We start from the raw sequence: 16,979 nt of genomic DNA on the forward strand, positions 1-16,979 counted from the left end.
GGCTCCCCCAACCCGAACGCCGTGGCAGGGACCGTACAGGGCAGGACTGTCACTCCACCGCGCGGGTCACCATCAGGTGCAGCAGCCCCGGCTCCACGAACGGGTCCTCCTCCGTGGGCCGGGACCGCCAGTCCAGGGGCCAGGTCGCCCCGTCGAGCGCCGGCACCCCGACGAACGCCTCGCTCCGCCCGCTCCGACTCAGCGCCCGCGCGGGCGCCGGCCAGGCGTGCGCGGCGGCGGTCTGCGGGGGCAGCAGGAAGTACAGGTTCCGCTCCCCGGTGGCCTCCCGCACGATCGGCCCGGCGCGGAAGTCGGTGAACTCCATGAGCCGGTACGCGACGTCCTCCCCGAGGAACCCGCCAATGCGGACCGCGTCGAAGTGCACGCCGGCGTGACGGAGGGCGTGACCGGTGGCTGGAACCCAAGAGGGCACCCTGTCAAGTGACTTGCGCGAATTCATGACACCAGCTTTGCGGCGTCGCTCTACTGTGACCAGGGCCACAGCCTGTTTGTGCAGGGCTGTGCGATCGGGAGGACGGTTGTGAACAACGAGAAGAAGAAGAGCATGGGAGCCGCACAGGTCTTCGGCGCTCTCCTCCGCTTCTACCGTGAACGGGCGGGGGTCTCACAAGAGGGTCTGGGGCGGCAGACCGGATACTCCAAGTCCCAGGTGGCGATGATCGAGCGCGGGGAACGACGGGCCAAGGGGGAGTTCGTCGAGATCGCGGATGCCTACCTGGGTGCACAAGGTGCACTTCTGGCGGTCGCCCCACAGGTGACGGCGAGCGCTGTCGCCGCCTGGTTCGAGGACTACTTGGCCGAGGAGGCGAAAGCGGCGGGTATCCACTCGTACGAGAACCACTTGATTCCCGGCCTCTTGCAGACACCGGACTACGCCCGAGCCGTCTTCCGTTGCGCAAGTCCACCATGGGAGGACGACGTGTTGGAGGACATGGTCGCCGCCCGGATGAGCAGGCACGACGTGTTCCACCGCAAGCCGGCTCCCCTGATTAGGTTCGTCCTGGAAAAGGTGGCGCTCACCCGGCCCATCGGGGGCCGAAAGGTCCTGCGGGAGAACCTGCTGCACATCCTCGAAGTCGGTCGACTCCGCAATGTCGAGATTCAAGTGATGCCTGAGGACCGCGAGGTTCATGCCGGCCTCAGCGGACCGTTCATCCTGCTGGAGACGGCTGAACGGCGGAGCCAACTCGTCTACGTCGAAGGCCTGAGCGGCCGGTACTTTCTGAGCGAGCAACCCGACGTGGGTGACGCGTTCGCACGGTATGGCACCCTGCGGGCACAAGCCCTCACCCCGGAAGATTCCGCAGCACTGATCGAACAGGTGGCACGAGAGCTATGAGCAACGACCTCAGTTGGTTCAAGAGCAGCTACAGCAGCGAGCAGGGTGGCAACTGCGTCGAGGTCGCCACCTGCCCCCACACCGTCCACGTCCGGGACTCCAAGGACACCGCCATCCCCGCCCTCACCGTCTCCCCCGACGCCTGGAGCCGGTTCCTTTCGGGCAGTGAGTGGCTGTAACTCGTCCTCCCCTAGAGCGAGTTGGGGCCTACCTTGGGCCGACACTTCGATTCGAGGGGGGAACCATGTCCGCATTCCGCAAGTCACTCACGGTCCTGGCCATGACCGCGGTGATCTCGTTGGGCTTCGCCGGTACCAGTCACGCCGACATCAACTGCGGCGACTGGGTGTGGGACGGCGCGGTCTGGTACTGCCAGCAGGCCTAGGGCACGCCCTGTGGACCTTGGTCGCTCGCCCGGAGATCGAGGCGACCAAGGTCCATCCGGCATCGCCTGCAAGGCCTCATCGGCAAAACGGAGCAGTCCGAGCGCGGCAGCGGCCGTGAACATCCGTCCCGCCTGATGCGCTCGCCCGGCCCACTCGGCGCGCTTTCGCCTGTGCGGCATCCGCCACCGCGGGCGGCCGGGCTGCGGCAGTGCGCTTCCGTACTCCTCGAACGTCATCATCGTGGCGAGCAGCGCTCAGCCTCCCCGGTCCTCCTCGCACGGCTCGCCGAGGATGGTGAACTGGTCCCGCATCGCCGTCACGGTTCCTCCGGCCACCGCCTCGGCGCCGCCTTCCGCCCGTACCGAGTCGAAGTAGTGGTCGACGACGGGTTCTACCTCCGCCAGGAAGGAGGTGAGTTCGAGTGAGGGTGAGCAGGGGACGGTAGCCGGCGTCAGCAGCACCCTGAAGGGCGCCGACGGCGACTGACTGCGGCGGGCGCGCAGTCCGGTCGCCACCGCTGTGAGCAGGTCCCCGGTGAGACCCGCGGCATGAGCGTGCTGTTCGGGCACGTCGAGCACGTCGGAACGCGCGGTGAACTCCATGGCCCGCACGGCCGGCACATGGGCCGCGACCCAGAGCCATTCCGCTGCCCGACCGTTCTCGACTCCTGGCACGAGAGCGCATATTCGCTCCAGCACGTCTCCTTGCAGGAGAGCGACCAGGTTCCGGCTGTATCCCGGAGGCCAGCCGCGGTTGATGAAGTCCTGGAGCGGATCGCCGTACGGGCCACCGATGGTCCGATCCGGTGCGATGGCGCACCACCTCCAAGTCGTCGAGGGCGGGATCGGAGATCGTGTCCACGGAGCGGAGTTCCGAGACGGTCCCCACCTGGGGAACCACCCCGGGGATACCCGCCGTTGCGCCGACATGAACTCCACACGGGAAACCCCCGACGTCCTGCGTTACACCGCCTTCTCCGACGACCCCGAGGGAGGCAATCCCGCCGGAATCGTTCTCGACGCCACGGGCCTCAGCGACGACGACATGCTGGCGATCGCCGCCGAAGTCGGTTACAGCGAGAGCGCGTTCCTGACAGCGCCGTCCGAGGGAGCGGGCTCCGGCGCGTCGGACGCCGGGCGCGCGTACACCATCCGCTACTTCAGCCCCAAGGCGGAAGTGCCCTTCTGCGGTCACGCCACCGTCGCGACGGCCGTGGCCCTCGGCGAGCGGATCGGCCCCGGCGCCCTGGTGTTCACCACGCGGGCCGGACTTGTGCCGGTCACCGTGACCCGCGAGGGCGGGGTACTGCGGGCCACACTCACGAGCGTCGAACCGCACGTCGAGGAGATCGCGGCCGATGACCTGGCAGAGGCACTCGCCGCGCTCGACTGGCCGGCCGGCGACCTCGACCCCGCCCTGCCTCCGCGCATCGCCTTCGCGGGCGCCCGCCATCTGGTCCTTGCCGCCGCGAGCCGCGAGCGCCTGGCCCACCTGGCGTACGACTTCGCCCGCCTGGAGGCCCTCATGCACCGGCTCGACCTGGTGACGCTGGAGTTGGTCTGGCGCGCCTCCGCGGACGTCTTCCACGTCCGGGCCCCGTTCCCCGTGGGCGGTGTGGTCGAGGACCCGGCGACCGGGGCGGCGGCCGCCGCCTTCGGCGCGTATGCCCGTGAGCTCGGACTCGTGCCCGAGGCCACGGTCCTCACCCTCCACCAAGGGGAGGACATGGGACGCCCCGGCGTCCTCACGGTGGAACTGCGGGCGGGCGACCGGCGGATCCGGGTCAGCGGCGCGGGGACCCGCATCCCGGCCTGATCCGAACGACGGGCGGCCCTGGTGGGAGCGGGAGCGAGCTGTCAGGGCCGCTCCCGCCGACGGCCGTCCTAGTCCTGCCAGTAGAAGAGCAGCGCCCCCACCGTGAGGGGCCCGCGGGAGCCGAAGAAGTAGACGCAGAGGTCGGTGACGACGGTCGCGCCGGTGTCCCAGTCGATCCAGTGGAAGCCCGCCGCTTCGAGGGCCTCGCGGGCGCCGGAGGTCTGGGAGCCCTCGTAACCCTCCTCCTCGTCCGTGGCGAAGGGGCCCAGCGTGCTGATGTGGAGGCGGCGCCCGGCGGCCTCGATGACGTGGTACGTCCCGTCGCCCTGCTGGTTGTCCTCGCCGCAGGAGACCGGGGGCTTCGGATCGAGGCCCGCGGCCGTGAGGGCGGCCGTGGCGCGGCGGAGTCGGTCGTCGACGTCGGGGCGGGCGGGCGGTTCGGTGCACAGGGCCTCGATCCGCCACCGCGGGTCGCTCGTGGGCTCGCAGCCGGGGACGTACTCGTGGACGATCGCGGCGCGGATGTCCTCGTCCAGGTCCTCGACCTCGACGCGGGGGCGGCCCAGGCGCTCGTACAGCGACCGGGTTTCCGCCATGTCCTCCGTGAGGCCGTGGAGCGCGTACGCCGCCCACAGCTTCGCCTCGGTGGTCGGTGCCTCGGCGAGGTAGGCGCGCAGGCGGTCCGGGTCGTCCGCGCACCACTGGGCGCGGTGCGCGACCTGCCGGTCCGGGTCGGCGAGGGCGTCGGTCACGTCCTCGTCGGCGCGGTAGCGCATCCGGAGGCGGAAGAGGCGGTCCTCGGGGCGGTCCGTGCCCAGGTCCGCGAGGACCGTGGCCACGCCGTGGCGGTCGACGAGGCCGTCCAGACCGGCCTCGCCCGCGGCACGGGGCCCCTGCCACAGCGAGGCGGCGAGGGTCGTCAGGTCGTGCAGCGCCGTGCGGTCGCCGAGCAGGCCACGCACCCTCAGGAACGCCTCCCGCATGCCGTACGAGGTGTCGCTGCCGCGGTCCTCGTGCCGCAGCCAGGGCAGTAGCTCCTCCCGGTCGGCGAGCAGGTCGAGCAGGTCGCGGCGCACCTCGGGCGCGTCGTCCGGGTCGCTGACGCGGGCGATCAGCCCGGGTACGGACTCCTCCGGGACCCTGCCCGTCAGCGCGTTCACGCACGGCCTCCTGCGCCACCACGGGTGGCCGGGGTCGGCCACGTACCGGGCGAGCGTCGGGGCATCGACCTCCAGGAGACCTGCCGTGTCGACGTGTCCGGCCTGCGGTATCAGCGTCTCGATGCTTCCCATGCGGGGAGGCTACTGTCCCCGCACCGTCCTGAGCAGGCGATTCCGTCCCGCTGCCCGTGGGTCGGCCGTCTGCGCCACCATGGACGTATGGCAGCCGTCGAGGTGGCGATCGTCGAGGCACCCTCCCCGCTCGGGCTGTGGCCGTCCGGGGTGCAGGAACTGCCGCAGGCGCTGATGGACGCCGGTCTTCGCCGGATCGCCGGGAGCCTGCGGGCGGAGCGGGTGAGGGCGCCCGTGTACGACCCCCGGCGGGACGCGGCGACCGGGGTGCTGAACCCGGACGGGATCGCGCGGTACTCCGTGCTGCTGGCCGATGCCGTGGGCGGGGTCCTCGACCGGGGGCGGTTTCCGCTGGTGCTCGGCGGGGACTGCAGCATCCTGCTGGGCAATCTGCTGGCCCTCCGGCGCCAGGGGCGGTACGGGCTGCTCTTCCTGGACGGGCACACCGACTTCTACCAGCCCGAGGCCGAGCCGAGCGGCGAGGTGGCCTCGATGGAGCTGGCCATCGCCACCGGGCGTGGTCCCCGGCTGCTGACCGACCTGGAGGGCCGGGTGCCGTTGGTGCGGGACGAGGACGTCGTCGTGTTCGGCTACCGGGACGCCGCCGAGTCCGCCGCCGACGGGATGCAGCCGCTGCCGGCGGAGCTGTACGCCCTGGACCTGGACGACGTCCGCGCGGCGAGCGCCGCCGACGCGGCGCGGGGCGCGCTCCGGCGACTCACCGGGGCCGAGGTGGACGGGTTCTGGGTCCACCTCGACGTGGACGTGCTCGACGACTCGATCATGCCGGCCGTGGACTACCGCCAGCCCGGCGGTCTGACCTGGTCGGAGCTGGAGGACGTGCTCACCGCCGCGCTCTCCGACGGACACGCCGTCGGACTCGACGTCACGATCTTCAACCCCCGGCTCGACCCGACCGGCGCCCTCGCCGCCCGCCTCGCCGAGTGCCTGCGGCGGGTCCTGGCGGAGTGAGTCCCGTATGCGGTGTGGGTCCCGTACATCGCGTATCGCGGGGTGTATGCGGGCGTATCGCGGGCGTATCGAAAAGCGCAGACGGCGTCGCAACCGGCCTCCGTTTCTCATGGGGGCATGAATCATGGCTCCTCCCCGTCCCGTCCAGGCCGCCGCACGCTCAGGACCGTGCTCGTCGGCCTCGGCGTCCTCGGTCTCGCGAGTGGGCTGTTCGTCGTGCGCGGGCCGCTCATGATGGCCGCCCCGGCGTGCCGGGCCGGGCGGTGGCACGGCTGCTACGACACGTTCAACGGCCTGGTGCTCATGACCCTGGTCGCCGTGCCCTTGTCCCTGGCCCTGGTGTGGGCGCTGGCTCGCCTGCGGCGGGCCCGCGGCGTCGACCGGCGCTCGGCGTGGCGGTGGTCGCTGGCCGAGGTGGGCATGGCGCACGGGACGCTGCCGTTCCTGGGGATGACCCTGATGCCGGGCGGCGGGGCCGGTGTCGTTCCCGCCCGGGTGAGCCTGGTGCCGCTGCGGGACCTCGTCACGATGGGGTCGCTCGGGATCGTCGGCAACCTGCTGGTCTTCGCGTCGCTGGCGTTCTTCGCCCCGATGCGGTTCGCCGCCCTGGCGTCCGTACCGCGGATCCTGGCGCTCGGGGCGGGCTGCTCGGTCCTGGTCGAGACCGCGCAGTACGTCTTCCAGCTCGACCGTGTGTCCTCCGTCGACGACGTCCTGGTCAACGCCACCGGGGCCGTCCTGGCCGGGCTCGCGTCGCGGCGCTGGTGGCGCACCCGGGCGCCGTCGGAGCCGCCGGAGCCGCCGGAGCCGCCGGAGCCGCCGGTGCCGCCGGAGCCGCCGCGACGGCCCGTACCGGCGGCGGCGGGGTGAGTAGGGGCGGGTCGCGGCGCATACGGCGGCGATATGTACCGCTGCTTAGGCTGCGGGCATGCGCGTACTGATCGTCGAGGACGAGCCCTACCTGGCGGAAGCCGTCCGTGACGGTCTGCGCCTCGAGGCGATCGCCGCCGACATCGCCGGTGACGGCGAGACCGCCCTGGCGCTGCTCGGCGTCCACTCCTACGACCTCGCCGTCCTCGACCGCGACATCCCCGGCCCCTCGGGCGACGAGGTCGCCCGGCACATCGTCGCCTCCGGCAGCGGCATCCCCATCCTCATGCTGACCGCCGCCGACCGGATCGACGACAAGGCCTCCGGGTTCGAGCTGGGCGCCGACGACTACCTGACCAAACCGTTCGACCTGCGGGAGCTCGTCCTGCGGCTCAGGGCGCTCGACCGCAGGCGCGCACACGCCCGGCCCCCGGTCCGCGAGATCGCGGGGCTGCGGCTCGACCCGTTCCGCCGGGAGGTCTTCCGCGACGGCCGGTACGTGGCCCTCACCCGTAAGCAGTTCGCCGTGCTCGAAGTCCTCGTCGCCGCCGAGGGCGGGGTCGTCAGCGCGGAGGAGCTGCTGGAACGGGCCTGGGACGAGAACGCCGACCCGCTCACCAACGCCGTACGCATCACCGTCTCCGCGCTGCGCAAACGACTCGGAGAGCCGTGGATCATCGCCACCGTGGCGGGGGTCGGCTACCGCATCGACACCGGCGGCGGGAGCGGGGGCGGCTCGCGGTCCGGCGGCGGGGGCGGCTTCCGGTCCGGGGGCGGGTCCGGGTCCCGGGGTGATCGTGCGCATGGTTAGGCGGCCCGGGCTCAGCGTCCGGCTGAAGCTCACCCTCTCCTACGCCGGGTTCCTCGCCGTCGCGGGCGCCCTGCTCCTGGCCGTGGTGTGGGTGTTCATCCTGCGCTACGTACCCGACAAGGACCAGGGCCTCCTGGGGATCTCGCCCAACCGCTACCTCCTCGTGCGCACCTTCGCGCCCGCCGCCGCCGCGGCGATGGCGTTCCTGCTCGTGTTCGGCCTCGTCGGGGGCTGGCTCCTCGCCGGCCGGATGCTCGCGCCGCTCACGCGGATCACGGCCGCGGCGCGCCTGGCCGGGAGCGGGTCGCTGTCCCACCGGATCCACATGGAGGGCCGCCGGGACGAGTTCCGTGAACTCTCCGACGCGTTCGACTCGATGCTCGGCCAACTGGAGTCGCACGTGGCCGAGCAGCGCCGGTTCGCCGCGAACGCCTCCCACGAGCTGCGCACCCCGCTGGCGATCTCGCGGACCCTGCTCGACGTCGCCCGCGAGGACCCGACGCGGGACCGGGACGAACTCCTGCGGCGCCTGCAGACCGTCAACTCGCGGGCGATCGACCTCACCGAGGCGCTCCTGCTGCTCAGCCGCAGCGACCGCAGGACCTTCACCCGCGAGGACGTCGATCTCTCCCTCGTCGCCGAGGAAGCCGCCGAGACCCTGCTTCCGCTCGCCGAACGGCGCGGGATCACGCTCGACGTCACGGGCGGAGCGACCTTGACCAGTGGCTCCGCGGAGCTCCTGCTGCGGATGGTCACGAACCTCGTCCAGAACGCCGTCGTCCACAACCTGCCCGCCGGCAGGGCCGGTACCGTCACGGTCCATACCGAACCGGACGGCGACGCGAGCGTGCTGCGCGTGGAGAACACGGGTCCCGTGCTCCCGGCGGAATTGGTACCGACCCTCGTCGAGCCGTTCCAGCGCGGGGCGGAACGCGCCCGCGACCCGCGGGCGGCCGAGGAGCACGCCGGTGTCGGCCTCGGTCTGGCCATCGTGCAGAGCGTCGTCCGCGCCCACGACGGCACCCTCGACCTCGCCCCGCGCCCCACCGGCGGCCTCGTCGTCACCGTCCGGCTCCCCGGAACGGCGTAGGCGGGCCGACCGGAGTACGGCGGACGGCCGCCGCTACTTGATGACCTCGACCTTCTTGTCGCCCGCCGCCTTTCCGAGCTTGACCGTGCCGGTCTCCCGGTTGCTCGCCCGGTCGGCGCCGTCGGATCCCTGGCCGGCGAGGCCGACGACGGCCGCGGCGGCCAGTGCGGCGAGCGCGAGGGCGGCGGTCGTGGCGAGGGTCTTCTTCATGGGGGTGTCCTCCCGTGGGTGGTGCGGTGTGAAGGTGCCGTGAACGTATCGCGCGAACACCCGTTCAGGGAATGGGGTGTTGGGGCGCATCCGTCCTTGCCGGGCGGCCGGAGCACGCGGGCTCCCCCTTCCCCGGCCGGGACCGAACGAGTGGACTCACCGGGGCGGCGGGGCGAGGAAGGCGTGTGGGTGGGGGCGCGCGGGTCACGTTGGCGTTCCGGATCCCGACCCCCCGGAATCCGGACCCCTGAATCCCGAGCCTCGGATGCCGACTCTCGGATCCCGAGCCTCGGATGCCGACTCTCGGATCCCGAACTGGAAGAGACGCCCGCCATGCGCCGTACCCCCGCCCGTCGACGCCGACTGTTCGCCGCAGCGCTGCTCGTGGCGTCCGTCCTCGCCCCGGTGGCCACCGCCCCGGCCACGGCCGTACCGGCCGACCACGCGGCCCCCGCTTCCGACGCGGGCCCTGGCCCCTCCGGTGGCTTCGGGCCCGAGCTGACCGCCCGACTGGACAGGACCATCGAGGACGTCCGCGTACAGGCCGGGATCCCCGGCCTCGTCGTCGGGCTGTGGATGCCCGGCAAGGGGCGCTATGTCCGGGCGACCGGCGTCGCCGACAAGGTCACCGGCGAGCCGATGTCCACCGACGTCTTCGTACGGATCGGCAGCGAGACCAAGACCTTCACGGTCACCGCGCTCCTCAAGCTCGTCGACGACGGCAGGATCAAGCTCGACGACCCGATCGCCAAGTACATCGCGGGAGTCCCCAACGGCTGGAAGATCACGCTGCGCCACCTCGCCGAGATGCGCAGCGGACTCTTCCCTTACACCGACGACGCGGACTTCCAGCACGACCTGCTGTCCGACCCGAGCCGCACCTTCACCCCGTACGAGGTGCTCTCGTACGGCTACACGCACAAGAACACCTTCGCGCCGGGCGCCCAGTTCCAGTACTCCAACAGCAACCTGATCCTGCTCGGCCTGGTGGTGGAGAAGGTCAGCGGGCACCGGCTCGTCGACTTCCTGGAGAAGCGCGTGCTCCGCCCGGCCAAGCTGCGGCACACGCTGCTGCCGGAGGGCCCCGAGTTCCCCGAGCCGCACCCGCGCGGCTACACCAACCAGACGCTGAGCGGCCAGGTCACCGACTCCACCGACTGGAACCCCAGCTGGGCCTGGGCGGCCGGGGCGATGATCTCCAACCTGGAGGATCTGCGCCGCTGGGCGAGGATCCTCGCCACCGGCGAGCTGCTCAGCCCGCAGACCCAGGCGCAGCGGCTGAAGTTCCTGCCCACCGGCTTCCCCGGCACCGCCTACGGCCTCGGCATCATGAACAGCGGCGGCTGGATCGGGCACAACGGCTCCATCCCGGGGTACGAGACCGTGACCGTCTACCTGCCGAAACTGAAGGCCACCCTGGTGCTGATGCTCAACACCGACATCACCAGCCAGGGCCAGGAGCCCAGTTCGCTGGTCGCCCGCGCGATCACCGAGGTCGTGACGCCGGACAACGTCTACGACCGGCCCGTACCCCCGCGCGTGGCGGCACCCGCCCTGCTCCCCACGCGCTGAACCGGAGGCGTGAATCCGGAGACTAGGAGGTGAGGACGCCTTCGAGGAACGGCTCGATCGCCGTGCGCCAGGCGTCCGGGTGGTCGTAGTGCAGGAGGTGGCCGGCGTCCGGGATCTCGGCGTACGCCCCGCGCGGGAGGACCCGGACCATCTCCTGGGCCTCGGCCCGGCCCAGCTCGCCGTCCAGGCCGCGGACCACGAGCGTGGGGCAGCGGACCTGGGCGAGCGAGTCCCAGTGGGCGTCGTGGACCCAGGTCTCGCGGGAGGTCAGCATCTGGGCCGGGTCGAAGACCGGGTACCAGCCGTCGGGGCGCTCGGTCATCACCTCGGCGAAGAACTCGCCGCGTGCCGGGTTCGGCCGCTCGACCCACGGGTCGGCCTCGCCGAACCACTGCCGTACGGCGTCGAGCGAGGCGAAGGGCACCGGCCAGCGACGGAACCAGTCCGTCCACTCGCGCTGGGAGGCGGCCCCGAGGGCCGAGGCGCGCATGTCGCAGATGACCAGCGCGCGGACCAGGTCGGGATGCTCGGCGGCGAGCTGCCAGGCGGTCAGCGCTCCCATGGAGTGCCCGACGAGGGTGACGGGGCCGAGGCCCAGCTGCTCGACGGCGGCCGCCGCGTCCGCGACGTACGCCTCGCGCGTGAAGGGTCCGGTGGCGGGCTTCTCGCTCCGGCCGTGACCGCGCTGGTCGAGGGCGACGACCCGATGGCGCCCGGCCAGCCAGCGGGCGGTGGGGGCCCAGTGCGAGGCGCTCCCCATCAGGCCGTGCAGCAGTAACACCCCGGAGCCGGCCGTCCCGGCGGGCGGTGAATGCTCTTCCGTGAACTCCCAGGCAGCCAGGCGTACGCCGTCGGCCCCGGTGACGTCGAGACGTCGCACCATGTTCCCTGGCACCCCCTCTTTCCATCGAGCGTGTCGAGCCCCGCCAGACTATCGAACCCGTATTCGAAAATGAGGATCTGCCACGTAACACCCCTCGTTCGAGTGACCACGCTCAAGGATTGACGCGCGTCGCCGAGGGGAGATCTTCAGCGGGAGGCGGACCGCTCGGGGAAAACGGTCCGAGGGGAATGACCCTGGGAGCTCGGGGCTCCGGGTCAGCACAGGGGAGGACAGGCCCCGGCGCCCATGGGCGCCGGGGCTCCTTGTCTGCTGAGGCACCGCCCCCGACGACTCCATCGCACCCACCCCTCCCGGTCCTGTGTGAACCGAACCCAGCGTGGCACGCCGAGGGGCGTGGGCGTGGCGATTCCGCCGTAAAACGGGCCGGGGCATGTGACGGGGGCCCGCCGAGGGCGCGCGAGCCCCCTCCACGGGCGCCTTCGGGGGCCTGCCCGCGGAGCCTACGGAGGCCTGCCGCAGGCGCCTTCGGGGCCTTCCGGGGGCCTGCGGGGCCCGCCGGACCCCGCTAGCGCTTCGCCACGAAGACGTGCGCCGCGACCTCCGCGTCCAGCTCGGCCGCCTCACCGCTGCTGCCGACCAGGACACCGCCCGCCGACTCCGTCACGCTCACGACCGAGCCGGGCTGCACGCCCGCCCGCCGCAGCGTGTACATCAGCTGGGCGTCCGTCTGGATCGGCTCGCCGATCCGGCGCACGATCACCGTCTTGCCGTCCGCGCCCGCGTCCAGGTCGGCGAGCGACACCATGGAGTCGTCCAGGAAGGACTCCGCCTCGGCCTTCTCGCCCAGCTCCTCGAGGCCCGGGATCGGGTTGCCGTACGGCGACTCCGTCGGGTGCCGGAGCAGCTCCAGAACGCGCCGCTCGACGGCCTCGCTCATGACGTGCTCCCAGCGGCAGGCCTCCGCGTGGACCTGCTCCCACTCCAGGCCGATCACGTCGACGAGGAGACACTCGGCCAGGCGGTGCTTGCGCATCACGCGCGTCGCCAGGCGGCGGCCCTCGTCGGTCAGCTCCAGGTGCCGGTCGGTGGCGACGGCCACCAGACCGTCCCGCTCCATCCGGGCCACCGTCTGGCTGACCGTGGGGCCGCTCTGGTCGAGCCGCTCCGCGATCCGGGCGCGCATGGGGACCACGCCTTCCTCTTCGAGCTCGAGGATGGTGCGGAGATACATCTCCGTGGTGTCGATCAGTCCGGACATACGTGCCCCTCGATGAGTCGTGCGCTGGCCCTGCACCAATTCTGACGCATCCCACCGACAACCGTGCCGCGCGGGGGAAACGCCGGGCAAAGACGGTATTGACAGAGCAATGGTCCAGACCGCACGGTGATCCGCGACACGACGACAAGGAGCTTCCGCAATGGGCGACAGCGCGCGCGAGTCCAAGCTGGCAGGGCAGTTCTTCGATGCCGCGATCGGCCTGCTGCAGCAGGTCCGCGACCAGGACTCCGAGGAGATCGCCGCCGCGGGGACCGCGATCGCAGAGACCGTGGCGGCCGGCGGCCGGCTCTTCGCCTTCGGCGCCGGCCACTCCTCCCTGGCCGCCCAGGACGTCGTCTACCGGGCCGGCGGCCTCGCCCTCATGAACCTGCTGGCCGTCCCCGGGGTCGTCGGCGTCGACGTCATGCCCGCCACTCTCGGCTCCGCCCTGGAGCGCGTGGACGGCCTCGCGGGCGCGGTGCTCGACTCCTCGCCCGCCAAGGCCGGCGACGTCCTGATCATCATCTCCCTCTCCGGCCGCAACGCACTGCCCGTCGAGATGGCGATGAACGCCCGCGCCCTGGGCCTGACGGTGATCGGGGTCACCTCGGTGGCGTACGCGACGGAGACGAAGTCCCGGCACGTCTCGGGGACGTACCTGAAGGACCACTGCGACATCGTCCTCGACTCGCGGATCGCGGTCGGCGACGCCGAGCTGACCCACGAGGGCATCGAGGCACCCTTCGCCCCGGCCTCGACGGTCGTCACCAGCGCCCTGATGCAGGCCACCATGGCCGCGGCGGCGGAGGAACTGGTCCGCCTGGGCATCGAACCGCCCCTGCTCCGCTCGGGCAACGTCGACGGCGGCCACGAGTGGAACGGCCGCGTGATGACGGAGTACCGCGACCGGATCTTCTTCCGGCACTGACCGACACGTCCGGGCCTGACCGACGCGTCCTGGCCGTACCGACCCTCAGTGGTCGAACCGCACCCCGACCGTCAGGCCGCCGCCCTCCGGGTTGGCGGTCGCGGTCGGGGTGGCGCCGTGGGCGCGGGCGATGGAGTCGACGATCGACAGGCCGAGGCCCACGCCCTCGCCCGGGGCCTGGGTGCGGGCGGAGAGGCGGCGGAAGGGCTCGAAGAGGAGGGGGACGGTCTCGGGCGGGACGACCGGGCCGGTGTTCGTGACCCGGATGCCGTCGGGGCCCGTACGGACCTCGACGCGCCCGCCCTGGACGTTGTGCCGGACGGCGTTCGCCACCAGGTTGTGCGCGAGACGCTCCAGGAGCGCCGCGTCGCCCCACACCGTCAGGGGCCGGGCGTCGACCACGACGTCGATCCCGCGCTCCGCCGCCTCCGCGGCCAGCTCCTGCGTCGCCCGCTCCGCCACCTCGTTCACCGCGACCGGGCGCCGCTCCTTCAGCCCCTGGTCGCAGGAGGCGAGCAGCAGCAGTCCCTCGATGGTCCGCTCGCTGGTGCCGGCGACCTCGATCAGCTTCTCCCGGATCCGGGCCACCCGCTCCGGTCCCGGGTCGCCCGCGAGGCCGATCTCGGCGGCCGCCCGCTGCACGGCGACCGGGGTCCGCAGCTCGTGCGCCGCGTTCGCCGCGAACCGCTGCTGGGCCGAGACGAGCCGCTCCATGCGCCCGAGCATCTCGTCGAAGGTGTCCGCGAGGCACTTCAGCTCGCCCGGCGGCCCGTCGAGGGCGATCCTCTCGTGCAGGTTCTCCCCGGAGAGGCGGCGGGCCGTGTCCGTGATCACGGCGACCGGGCGCAGCACCCGGCCCGCCATCCACCAGGCGAGCGCCACGGAGAGGATCGCGTACGCGGCGAGGACGAGCAGGGAGATCGTCAGGAGGCGTTCGAGCGCGGCGCTCTCGGCCGCGTCGCTCAGCGTCCTCGTGATGGCCAGGCCCCGGGTCGGCACCGTGGGCGTGGCCTCCCCCCAGGCGGGGCTCGGCGAGGCGGCGGCCGGCAGGTCCTGGAGGCGCTGCGCGGGCACCGCGGTCGTCATGGCCGTGCTGATCGAGGAGTACAGGCCCTCCTTCACCAGGAAGTACACGACCCCCGTGAGCAGCGCGCCCGCGAGCAGGAGCAGCCCGCCGTAGAGGGCCGTGAGGCGGGCCCGTTCGCCGCCCATGACCTTCGTGGCCGCTGCCCTGAGACCCGCCCTCATGACGCGATCCGGTAGCCCGCGCCGGGCACCGTCTCCACCACGGGCGGCTCGCCGAGCTTCGCGCGGAGCTTGCTCAGGGTCACCCGTACCGCGTTGGTGCGGTAGCTCGTGTGCTCCTCCCAGACCTGCTCGATCAGGTCCTCACCGCTCACCACGGCCCCCTCGGCGCGCAGCAGCGCCTCCAGGACCGCGAACTCCTTGCGCGACAGGTGCAGGTGCCGCCCGTCGCGGCTCGCCTGGCGGCGGGCGGTGTCGAGGACGATCCCGGCCCGTTCCAGGACGGGCGGCAGCGCGGGCCGGGCGCGCCGGCCGAGGGCCAGGACGCGGGCGAGCAGTTCGTCGTAAGCGAAGGGCTTGGTGAGGTAGTCGTCGGCGCCGAGGCCGAGCCCCTCGACCCGGTCCCGTACCGTTCCGGCGGCCGTGAGCATCAGGACCCGGGTCATCAGGCGCTGGTCGACCACGCGGCGGCAGACGTCGTCGCCGTGCATGCCGGGCAGGTCACGGTCGAGGACCATCACGTCGTACTCCCCGAACTGAAGCTTCCGCAGGGCTTCGAGGCCGTCGCCCGCGACGTCCACGGCGAGCGCGTCGCGGCGCAGCCCCTCGGCGATCATCTCGGCGAGAAACGCCTCGTCCTCCACCACCAGTACACGCATGGCCCCTGTCTATCCGACCGGGGCTTTCGTCTCCGTAAACCGATCCGCTAAGAGAAACGAAACCCCTCCCGCGCGCAGGCTGCCGCCCATGACGATCACCGGACGTACTCGAGAGACCTTCCAGCTGGCCGCCGTCGCCTCCCTCGCCGCGCTCTGCCTGCTGACCACCGCCGCCTGCACCGGCGGCGGGGACGGTGCGAAGGCCGGCGGCGGCGCGGAGAGCGTGAGCGACGAGGGGAAGAAGGCCGACCAGGCCCTGGAGCACCGCAAGTGCCTGCGCGAGCAGGGCCTCGACGTGCCCGAGCCCAAGCCTGGCGAGGAGGGTGTCGGGCTGACCATCGGCGGCGACGGCATGTCGAAGGAGAAGATGGAGAAGGCGTTCAAGGCCTGTCAGGGCAAGGGCGGCGCCGGCATGGGCAAGGAGCTGACCCAGGCCGACAAGGACAAGATGATCAAGTACGCCCAGTGCATGCGGAAGAACGGCTTCGACATGCCGGACCCGACGTTCGGCGAGGGCGGGATGACGGCGGCGCGGCCGATACCGCAGGGCGAGCAGGCGAAGAAGTTCGAGAAGGCCAACAAGGCCTGCGAGAGCGTGTCGCGATGAGCCGGCGCAAGCTCGTCGCCGCCCTGGCGACGATCGTCGTCGTCGCGGGCGCCGGGGTCGCGGTGACCGCGCTCGCCGCCCCCGAGGAGCGCGGGCCCGCGACCGAGTCGAGGAAGCCGCCCGCGACGGCCCCGATCACCCGGGGCGACCTGAGCGACAGCTCCCAGCAGGACGGCACGCTCGGCTACCTCGGCGAGCGGAAGATCAACGCCGGGCCCTCCGGGATCCTCACCCGGATCGCCCCGACCGGCTCGACCGTCGCCCGCGACGGGCGGCTGTACGAGGTCGACGGCAGGCCCGTCCGGCTGATGTACGGCGCCGAGCCCATGTACCGGACCCTGAAGACCGGCGACAAGGGCAAGGACGTCCGGCAGCTGGAGGAGAACCTGGCCGCCCTCGGGTACGCCGGGTTCACCGTCGACGAGGAGTACACGGAGAAGACCGCCGCCGCCGTGAAACGCTGGCAGAAGTCGCACGACCAGAAGCAGACCGGGACCATCGGCCCCGACGCGATCGCCTTCGCCGGGAGCGCCGTACGCGTCAAGGAGGCGGGCGCCGCGACCGGCGACCAGGTGGGGCCCGGCCGTCCGGTGCTCACCGTGACCGGCTCCGAGCGGGTCGTACGGTTCAAGATCCCGGTCTCGGAGGCCGGTTCGGCGAAGACCGGGACGCGGGTGACGGTGCAGCTCCCGGACGGGACGAGCGCGCCCGGCAAGGTGTCCTCGGTGGGGAAGACCGCCTCGTCGGGCGACGACCCGCAGGACCGCACCCCGAAGATCGACATCACCGTCTCCTTCGACGCGCCGGGCAAGGTCACGGGCGTGGACCAGTCCCCGGTCACCGTCGACCTCACCGGGGAGACCCGGAGGAGCGTGCTGTCCGTGCCCGTCAACGCGCTGCTCGCGCTGCCCGGCGGCGGCTTCGGCGTCCAGCTCGTCGAGAGCGGCGGGCGGACCCGGGACGTCCGGGTCGAGCTCGGGATGTTCGGCCAGGGCCGGGTGGAGATCAGCGGGGACGGGCTGCGCGAGGGCATGAAGGTCGGGGTGCCGTCCGTATGAGC

The 16,979-nt window shown here is 72.1% G+C and carries 20 protein-coding genes; 12 read left to right on the forward strand and 8 right to left on the reverse strand.

The features are described from left to right. Positions 1–49: 49 nt before the first annotated feature. Complete coding sequence (locus ACF09C_RS25210) at positions 50–460, reverse strand: hypothetical protein (RefSeq protein ID WP_392094523.1); 411 nt, start codon at positions 458–460, stop codon at positions 50–52. Positions 461–541: 81 nt separating this feature from the next. On the opposite strand from ACF09C_RS25210, the gene ACF09C_RS25215 reads away from it, so the two are divergent. From ACF09C_RS25215 to ACF09C_RS25225, 3 genes are all read left to right on the forward strand, one after another. Beyond that, positions 542–1,360, forward strand: coding sequence for a helix-turn-helix domain-containing protein (locus tag ACF09C_RS25215; protein WP_392094525.1), 819 nt, complete (start codon positions 542–544; stop codon positions 1,358–1,360). After that, positions 1,357–1,539 carry a DUF397 domain-containing protein gene (locus ACF09C_RS25220; protein ID WP_392094527.1) on the forward strand — a complete coding sequence of 61 codons (183 nt, stop codon included), beginning with the start codon at positions 1,357–1,359 and terminating at the stop codon, positions 1,537–1,539. The genes ACF09C_RS25215 and ACF09C_RS25220 overlap by 4 nt, the downstream gene beginning before the upstream one ends. Positions 1,540–1,604: 65 nt before the next feature. Then, the gene (locus tag ACF09C_RS25225) at positions 1,605–1,745 is read left to right on the forward strand and encodes a hypothetical protein (RefSeq protein ID WP_392094529.1); all 141 of its coding nucleotides are present in this window, start codon (positions 1,605–1,607) and stop codon (positions 1,743–1,745) included. A 255-nt stretch (positions 1,746–2,000) separates the two neighbouring features. Here ACF09C_RS25225 and ACF09C_RS25230 read toward each other — a convergent pair whose 3' ends face one another. After that, a complete protein-coding gene (locus tag ACF09C_RS25230) occupies positions 2,001–2,444 on the reverse strand; it encodes a hypothetical protein (RefSeq protein WP_392094530.1) in 444 nt (147 codons plus the stop codon). Positions 2,445–2,673: 229 nt separating this feature from the next. On the opposite strand from ACF09C_RS25230, the gene ACF09C_RS25235 reads away from it, so the two are divergent. Next, positions 2,674–3,561 carry a PhzF family phenazine biosynthesis protein gene (locus ACF09C_RS25235; RefSeq protein WP_392094532.1) on the forward strand — a complete coding sequence of 296 codons (888 nt, stop codon included), beginning with the start codon at positions 2,674–2,676 and terminating at the stop codon, positions 3,559–3,561. 68 nt (positions 3,562–3,629) lie between these two features. Here ACF09C_RS25235 and ACF09C_RS25240 read toward each other — a convergent pair whose 3' ends face one another. Further along, positions 3,630–4,853: a hypothetical protein gene (locus ACF09C_RS25240; RefSeq protein ID WP_392094534.1), complete on the reverse strand. Its 1,224-nt coding sequence runs from the start codon at positions 4,851–4,853 to the stop codon at positions 3,630–3,632. An 87-nt stretch (positions 4,854–4,940) separates the two neighbouring features. Here ACF09C_RS25240 and ACF09C_RS25245 point away from each other — a divergent pair, with 87 nt between their 5' ends. The 4 genes from ACF09C_RS25245 to ACF09C_RS25260 all read left to right on the forward strand — a co-directional run bounded on the left by ACF09C_RS25245 (position 4,941) and on the right by ACF09C_RS25260 (position 8,596). Continuing rightward, positions 4,941–5,825 (forward strand): arginase family protein, encoded by an 885-nt coding sequence (locus tag ACF09C_RS25245; protein WP_392094536.1) that lies wholly within the window; start codon positions 4,941–4,943, stop codon positions 5,823–5,825. Between the two features lie 117 nt (positions 5,826–5,942). After that, on the forward strand, positions 5,943–6,695 hold the full coding sequence (locus tag ACF09C_RS25250; RefSeq protein ID WP_392094538.1) for a VanZ family protein: 753 nt from the start codon (positions 5,943–5,945) through the stop codon (positions 6,693–6,695). Between the two features lie 58 nt (positions 6,696–6,753). Then, positions 6,754–7,506, forward strand: coding sequence for a response regulator transcription factor (locus tag ACF09C_RS25255; protein WP_392094540.1), 753 nt, complete (start codon positions 6,754–6,756; stop codon positions 7,504–7,506). Continuing rightward, a complete protein-coding gene (locus ACF09C_RS25260) occupies positions 7,499–8,596 on the forward strand; it encodes a sensor histidine kinase (protein WP_392094542.1) in 1,098 nt (365 codons plus the stop codon). Before ACF09C_RS25255 ends, ACF09C_RS25260 begins: the two co-directional genes overlap by 8 nt. Positions 8,597–8,629: 33 nt before the next feature. Here the strand turns inward: ACF09C_RS25260 and ACF09C_RS25265 are convergent, their stop codons facing one another. Further along, positions 8,630–8,806: a hypothetical protein gene (locus ACF09C_RS25265; protein ID WP_362411679.1), complete on the reverse strand. Its 177-nt coding sequence runs from the start codon at positions 8,804–8,806 to the stop codon at positions 8,630–8,632. Between the two features lie 333 nt (positions 8,807–9,139). Between ACF09C_RS25265 and ACF09C_RS25270 the strand changes: the two genes are divergently transcribed. Continuing rightward, positions 9,140–10,378, forward strand: a complete 1,239-nt coding sequence (locus ACF09C_RS25270; protein ID WP_392094544.1) for a serine hydrolase domain-containing protein — start codon at positions 9,140–9,142, stop codon at positions 10,376–10,378. A 22-nt stretch (positions 10,379–10,400) separates the two neighbouring features. Here the strand turns inward: ACF09C_RS25270 and ACF09C_RS25275 are convergent, their stop codons facing one another. Next, positions 10,401–11,261, reverse strand: coding sequence for an alpha/beta fold hydrolase (locus tag ACF09C_RS25275; RefSeq protein ID WP_392094546.1), 861 nt, complete (start codon positions 11,259–11,261; stop codon positions 10,401–10,403). Between the two features lie 526 nt (positions 11,262–11,787). Next, positions 11,788–12,480 carry a metal-dependent transcriptional regulator gene (locus ACF09C_RS25280; protein ID WP_362411670.1) on the reverse strand — a complete coding sequence of 231 codons (693 nt, stop codon included), beginning with the start codon at positions 12,478–12,480 and terminating at the stop codon, positions 11,788–11,790. 160 nt (positions 12,481–12,640) lie between these two features. On the opposite strand from ACF09C_RS25280, the gene ACF09C_RS25285 reads away from it, so the two are divergent. Next, a complete protein-coding gene (locus ACF09C_RS25285; protein WP_362411667.1) occupies positions 12,641–13,408 on the forward strand; it encodes an SIS domain-containing protein in 768 nt (255 codons plus the stop codon). A 45-nt stretch (positions 13,409–13,453) separates the two neighbouring features. Here the strand turns inward: ACF09C_RS25285 and ACF09C_RS25290 are convergent, their stop codons facing one another. Continuing rightward, positions 13,454–14,656 (reverse strand): sensor histidine kinase, encoded by a 1,203-nt coding sequence (locus ACF09C_RS25290; protein WP_392094548.1) that lies wholly within the window; start codon positions 14,654–14,656, stop codon positions 13,454–13,456. After that, a complete protein-coding gene (locus ACF09C_RS25295; protein WP_392094550.1) occupies positions 14,653–15,312 on the reverse strand; it encodes a response regulator transcription factor in 660 nt (219 codons plus the stop codon). The genes ACF09C_RS25290 and ACF09C_RS25295 overlap by 4 nt, the downstream gene beginning before the upstream one ends. Positions 15,313–15,400: 88 nt before the next feature. Between ACF09C_RS25295 and ACF09C_RS25300 the strand changes: the two genes are divergently transcribed. Further along, positions 15,401–15,919, forward strand: a complete 519-nt coding sequence (locus ACF09C_RS25300; protein ID WP_392094551.1) for a hypothetical protein — start codon at positions 15,401–15,403, stop codon at positions 15,917–15,919. Continuing rightward, the gene (locus tag ACF09C_RS25305; protein ID WP_392094553.1) at positions 15,916–16,977 is read left to right on the forward strand and encodes an efflux RND transporter periplasmic adaptor subunit; all 1,062 of its coding nucleotides are present in this window, start codon (positions 15,916–15,918) and stop codon (positions 16,975–16,977) included. Before ACF09C_RS25300 ends, ACF09C_RS25305 begins: the two co-directional genes overlap by 4 nt. The last annotated feature ends 2 nt before the right edge of the window (positions 16,978–16,979 follow it).

This window comes from Streptomyces sp. NPDC014870 (assembly GCF_043081505.1).
In the GTDB taxonomy this organism is placed as follows: domain Bacteria; phylum Actinomycetota; class Actinomycetes; order Streptomycetales; family Streptomycetaceae; genus Streptomyces.